Source organism: Cognatundibacterium luofuense, from assembly GCF_018139685.1.
In the GTDB taxonomy this organism is placed as follows: Bacteria; Pseudomonadota; Gammaproteobacteria; order Burkholderiales; family Burkholderiaceae_D; genus Undibacterium; species Undibacterium luofuense.
The window spans coordinates 1-342 of the sequence record NZ_JAGSPN010000363.1 but is presented as its reverse complement, the minus strand read 5'-3'; the positions used below and the strand labels follow the sequence as shown (position 1 = coordinate 342).

Genomic DNA, 342 nt, shown 5'->3' with positions numbered 1-342 from the left:
ATGACCTGGCTGGTTACCGCGAATCCGGCTGAAGATATACCGGTCGTGAGCAGTCGTCGCAAGAAAAAAGAAGCGGAAGAAATTCCCGTGATTTTGACGCGCTTAATGCCGGTCGATGCCTTGCAGATCCGTGGCCAGCATAATGCCAGCAATGCGCTGGCTGCGCTGGCACTATGCCGTGGCATCGGTTTGCCGCTGGCGCCTTTACTGCATGCGCTGCGTGACTACAAAGGTGAACCGCATCGGGTAGAGACCGTCGCGACGGTGGCAGGCGTCGATTACGTCGATGACAGTAAGGGCACCAATGTTGGTGCTACCGTCGCTGCCTTAACCGGACTGGGG

The 342-nt window shown here is 57.6% G+C and carries 1 pseudogene; it reads left to right on the top strand.

Annotated features, from left to right (window positions below):
* Positions 1 to 342 (top strand): annotated as a pseudogene (locus KDM89_RS20795) (UDP-N-acetylmuramoyl-L-alanine--D-glutamate ligase); the annotation flags it as partial.